4 protein-coding genes are annotated in these 5,253 nt (G+C 71.0%); 3 read left to right on the top strand and 1 reads right to left on the bottom strand.

Translation table 11 applies throughout. The features are described from left to right. Position 1: 1 nt before the first annotated feature. Positions 2–1,243: a DUF349 domain-containing protein gene (locus Q0066_RS07815; RefSeq protein WP_298131747.1), complete on the bottom strand. Its 1,242-nt coding sequence runs from the start codon at positions 1,241–1,243 to the stop codon at positions 2–4. Between the two features lie 101 nt (positions 1,244–1,344). Here Q0066_RS07815 and Q0066_RS07810 point away from each other — a divergent pair, with 101 nt between their 5' ends. The 3 genes from Q0066_RS07810 to Q0066_RS07800 are packed head-to-tail and all read left to right on the top strand — an operon-like array spanning position 1,345 to position 5,065. Next, complete coding sequence (locus Q0066_RS07810) at positions 1,345–2,043, top strand: MBL fold metallo-hydrolase (protein ID WP_298131745.1); 699 nt, start codon at positions 1,345–1,347, stop codon at positions 2,041–2,043. After that, on the top strand, positions 2,040–3,371 hold the full coding sequence (gene hisS / locus Q0066_RS07805) for a histidine--tRNA ligase (protein WP_298131743.1): 1,332 nt from the start codon (positions 2,040–2,042) through the stop codon (positions 3,369–3,371). Before Q0066_RS07810 ends, hisS begins: the two co-directional genes overlap by 4 nt. Beyond that, complete coding sequence (locus Q0066_RS07800) at positions 3,371–5,065, top strand: choline/carnitine O-acyltransferase (RefSeq protein WP_298131741.1); 1,695 nt, start codon at positions 3,371–3,373, stop codon at positions 5,063–5,065. Before hisS ends, Q0066_RS07800 begins: the two co-directional genes overlap by 1 nt. The last annotated feature ends 188 nt before the right edge of the window (positions 5,066–5,253 follow it).

Below are 5,253 nucleotides of genomic sequence, written 5' to 3'. Positions count from 1 at the left end.
GTCAGCGGGAGAAGTCGGCCAGCGTCTCGCGGGCCTGGTCGAGCCAGGTCTGGTAGGTGGCGATCGAGTCCCGAGCCTTGTCAGCGGCCCTGTTGTCGCCGCGGGCCTCAGCCTTGACGATCTTCTCGGTCAGCTTGTCGATCTCGTTGCTGAGCATCGCCACCGTCTCCTCGGCGCGCGAACGGGCTTCGGGATCGGTGCGCTTCCACTCGGCGTCCTCGGCGTTGCGAATCGCGGTCTCCAAGGCCCGGACGCGGTTGTCCAGCCCGCGGATCGACTCCCGCGGCACCTTGCCGTGCGCGTTGTAGGCGTCCAGGAAGCTGCGGAACGCGGCCCGCGACGCGGCCAGGTCACGCACCGGGACGACCTCGGCCTCGGCCTGGGCCAGCAGCGCCTCCTTGGCCTCCAGGTTGGTGCGGAATTCGGCGTCCTGCTCGGAAAGAGTGGCTTGCCGGGCGTTGAAGAACTGGTCCTGCAGGCCGCGGAACTCCGCCCACAGCGCGTCGTCGACCTCGCGCGGCGCCGCGCCGGCCGCCTTCCAGCGAGCCATCAGGTCGCGGAAGGCGCCCGAGGTGGGGCCCCACTCGGTCGAATCGGCCAAGGTGCGGGCCTCGGCGATGATCTGCTCCTTGAGCCGCCGGGCCTCGTCGCGGCGTTCAGCCTGCTCGGCGAACTGGGCCTTGCGACGGCGCGTGTAGGTGGTGCGGGCGGCGGAGAACCGATGCCACAGGGCGTCATCCGTGGCCCGGTCGATCCGGGGGAGCGCCTTCCACTCGTCCAGCAGGCTGCGGAACCGGTTCACGCCACCGCGCCAATCGTTGCCCTGGGCCAGCTTCTCGGCCTCGGCGACCATGGCCTCTTTGGTGGCCTTGGTCTCTTCGGCCTGTCGAGCCCGTTCGGCCTTGCGGGCCTCGTTCGCCTGGGCCAGCACGGGGGCCAGCGCCTCCAAGCGGGCCAGCAGCGCCTCCAGATCGCCGACCGCGTTGGCTCCGGTCACGTTGTTGCGGACGGTGGAGATGCTGCCGCGGGCCTCGTCCGGTGACAGTGCCCCCGAGGCGATGCGGCGCTCCAACAGGCTCACCTCGAGCTCGAGCGCCTCGAACCGGCGGGTGTAGAAGGCGAGGGCCTCTGCCGCGGGCACGTCCGGGATCTGTCCGACGCTGCGCTCGCCCTCGGCGGTACGGACGTAGACCGTCCCGTCGGAGTCGACACGACCGAAGTCAGCCGGGCTGGTAGAAGTCATGGGGACATCTTGCCGTATGCCTGCCCGGTTTGTGATCGCGCCCGCGCGGGGCGCCGCCGGTCGGTGGTACAGCCGACGGCGGGTTCGTCTAGGCTGACGGGGTGTTTCTGGCCTCCTTTCCCGCGGGCCCCTGGCAGGCCAACTGCTATCTGGCCGCGTCGTCCGCGGGGAGCGAGTGCGTCGTGATCGACCCCGGCGTGGACGCCTACGACGGCGTCCGGGCCGCCGTGACCGAACACGGGCTGACCCCGGTGGGTGTGCTGCTCACCCATGGCCACATCGACCATGTCGCCTCCGCCACCCGGGTCGCCCAGGAATGGGGCGTCCCGGCCTGGATCCACGCCGCCGACCGTGAGCTGCTCACCGACCCGGTGGCCGGGCTCGGACCGGCCAGCGCCGACCTGCTGGCGCAGGTGCTGGGCGACGTCGAGTTGACCGAACCCGACGACCTGCGCTTCTTCGAGACCGGTCTGGACGTCGCGGGCCTGACCTTCGAGGTGATCCACGCGCCCGGACACCGGCCCGGTTGCGTGATGCTGTCGACCGCGCTGACCGGGCACGACCAGTTGGACGCCGTGGTGTTCTCCGGCGACGTGCTGTTCGCCGGCTCCATCGGCCGCACCGATCTGCCCGGCGGTGACCACGCCGTCATGCTGGACACCCTGCGCGGCCAGGTGCTGGACCTGCCCGACAGCGCCGCGATCCTGCCCGGACATGGGCAACAGACTGTGATGGCCCGTGAGCGGGCCACCAACCCGTACCTGCAAGCCGACTATTTAGGTGGTGTCCGCACCCGATGAGCCGTCCGAAGCCGCTGAGTGGCTTTCCCGAATTCCTGCCCGCCCAGCGGATCGTCGAGCAGCGTGTGCTCGACGCCCTCGCCGACACCTTCGAGCTGCACGGTTTCGGCTCGATCGAAACCCGGGCCCTGGAGCCGATGGCGCAACTGGCTCGCAAGGGCGAGATCGACAAAGAGGTCTACGTCGTGCGGCGGCTGCACGCCGAGCGCCACGGCGGAGGAGCGGACGCCGACGAGCTGGGCCTGCACTTCGATCTGACCGTGCCGTTCGCGCGGTACGTGCTGGAGAACTCCGGGCACCTGAACTTCCCGTTCCGGCGCTACCAGATCCAGAAGGTGTGGCGCGGCGAACGCCCCCAGGAGGGCCGCTACCGGGAGTTCCTGCAGGCCGACATCGACGTCGTCGGGCAGGCCGTACTGGCCGACCACCACGATGTCGAAGTGGCGCTGGTGATCCTCGAAGCGCTGGAGCGGCTGCACACCGAGTTCGGTCTGCCGCCGGTGCTGATGCGGGTGAACAACCGCCGCCTCGCCGAGGGCTTCTACCGCGGTCTCGGCATCGACGACCACCTGGCCGTGCTGCAGCGCGTCGACAAGCTCGACAAGATCGGCCCGGACGCCGTCCGTGACCTGCTCACCGGCGAACTCGGGCTGAGCGTCGAGGTGGCTGACCGCTGCCTCGAGCTGGCGACCATCTCGGCGCCGGACGAGTCGTTCGTCGACCGGGTGCGCGCGCTCGGCGTCAGCAACGAGCTGCTGGACGAAGGCCTGGCGCAGCTGGCCGCCGTCGTCCGGGCGGGCGCGGCCGCGGCACCGGGCCGGATCGTCGCCGACCTGAAGATCGCCCGCGGGCTCGACTACTACACCGGCACCGTCTACGAGACCGAACTGGCCGGCCTGGAGCACCTCGGCTCGATCTGCTCCGGCGGGCGCTATGACTCGCTCGCCTCGGACGGCCGCACCAGCTACCCGGGCGTCGGGCTGTCGATCGGCGTCACCCGCATCCTGGTCCCGCTGCTCAGCAAGGGGCTGCTGACGGCGTCCCGGTCCGTGCCGACCTGCGTGCTGGTCGCGGTCGACTCCGAAGAGACCCGGGGCGAGGCGGACGCCGTGGCCGCCCGGCTGCGGGCCCGCGGCATCCCCACCGAGGTGGCGCCCAAGGCGGACCGGTTCGGCAAGCAGATCCGCTACGCCGACCGGCGCGGCATCCCGTTCGTCTGGTTCTCCTCCGGCGAGGTCAAGGACATTCGCTCGGGCGACCAGACGCCGGCCGACCCGGACCACTGGCGACCGCCCGCCGAGGATCTCGTACCGAAGGTGAGCGCCTGATGAGGACCCTGCCCGTCCCGCCGCTGAGCGGCACTCTGGAGCGTTACCGGGCCGCGGCCGACCCCCTGCTCACCGCCGCCGAACGAGCCGCCACCGCGGCCCGGATCGAAGCGTTCAGCCAGAATGAGGGCCCTGAGTTGCAGGCCGCACTGGAGGCCTTCGCCGCCGCCGAGGACGCGGCCGGACGCAGCTGGCTCTCCGAGGCCTGGTTGGCCGGCTACCTGACCACCCGCGGGCCGATCACGCTGACCAGCAACGTCGGCTTCCTGATCAACTGGCCGGGCTCGGCCACCGGGATCGAGCGCGCCGCCGATCTGGTGCATCGGATGGCGTCCGTCCACCTGGCGTGGTTGCGCGGTGAGCTTCCGGACGAGAGCACCCCGCGCGGCGACGTCCTCGACCCGCAGCAACTCCGCTACCTGGCCGGCGGGCTCCGGCATCCTCGCCCCGGCGCCGACGAGTTCATCGAGGGCCCGGCCGCAGCCGCGGATCGCGAGATCGTGGTGTTCCGGGACGGCGCCCCGTACGCCCTGCGGATCAGCGACCGTGCCGGACGTCCGCTGAGCGTGCCGGCGCTCGCCGCCGCCCTTGCCGAGGTGGCCGGGCGTGACCCGCAGGGCCGGGCCGGCTTCAGTAACCTGTCGTACGTCGGCAGTGACCCGGCCGCAGCCCTGCTCGACCGGCTACTGGCCGACGAGGCGAACGCCGCCACCTATCGGCGACTGACCGATGCCCTGTTTGCCGTGAACCTGGCCGACGACGGGGCGGACCCCGACGACCACCTGCGGCGGGCCATCTTCGAGCTGGGGCGCGGCTGGGCCTACAAGCCCGCCACCTACGACATCGACCTGACCGGGAATCTGGCCTCGGTGCACCTGGAGCACACGGTGGTGGACGGGGCCACGCTCAAGCGGGTCGTCGCCATGGCCCAGCATGCCGTCCCCGACACCACCCCGAGCGCGGCGCCGGAGTGCGAGCCGCTGCAGTGGCGCCTCGACCCGAGCCTGGCCGACGATATCGACGCGGCCGCGCGGCACTACGCGAAACGTGCCGGCGACTACCGGGTCCGCACCGTCTTCGACCCGCTGCCGGCACCTGCCCAGCCCTCGTTCAAGCTGAGCCTGGACGGCGTCCAGCAGTGGGTGATGCTGTTCGCCCAGCTGGCGTATCACGGCGGGCCGCCGCGCAGCACCTACGAGGCCGTCGACATGCGCGAGTACCGGGCGGGCCGGACCGAATGCCTGCGACCGGTGACCGCCGAGGCGGTGGCGCTGGCCCGATCGCTGCAGACGGGCGACGCCACCCCCGAACAGCTGTTCGCCGCCCTCTCCGCGCACAAATCGTGGGTGATCGCGTGCAAGACCGGCAACGGGATCGACCGCCACCTGTTCGGGCTGCGGATGATGGCTGCCCGCGACGGCTGGACGCCCGAGCTGTTCACCGACCCCGCCTACAGCCGGCTGACCACCGACTTCCTGTCCACCACGTCGTTGGGTGGTCCGCACCAACTGCTGCGGTTCGCGTTCGCCCCGACCAGCGCGGGCGGCATCGGGATCAGCTACAGCGCCGACGCCGGCGTGCTCGAGTTCTGCCTCAGCTATGCGGAGTCCGAACATGGCGACATCGACGTCTTCGCACGCGCGCTGGCCGACGGCACCCGGGCAATGGGGGACCTGATCACCCGCGCTTCGTAGGCCGGGTCCGTCGGTCGAGTTTGTCGAGACCCGGGGAGAGGGTTTCGACAAGCTCAACCCGCAAGGCGTCGACAAGCTCAACCAGCGGTGGGTGCGCGATCCCGTTGGTCGAGCTTGTCGAGACCCCGAGGGAAGGTTTCGACAAGCTCAACCGGCGGTGGGTGCTTTCGACAAGCTCAACCGGCGGT

It is taken from the genome of Micropruina sp. (assembly GCF_027492755.1).
Taxonomy (GTDB): Bacteria; Actinomycetota; Actinomycetes; order Propionibacteriales; family Propionibacteriaceae; genus Micropruina.
This window is presented reverse-complemented; position numbering and strand designations above follow the sequence as displayed.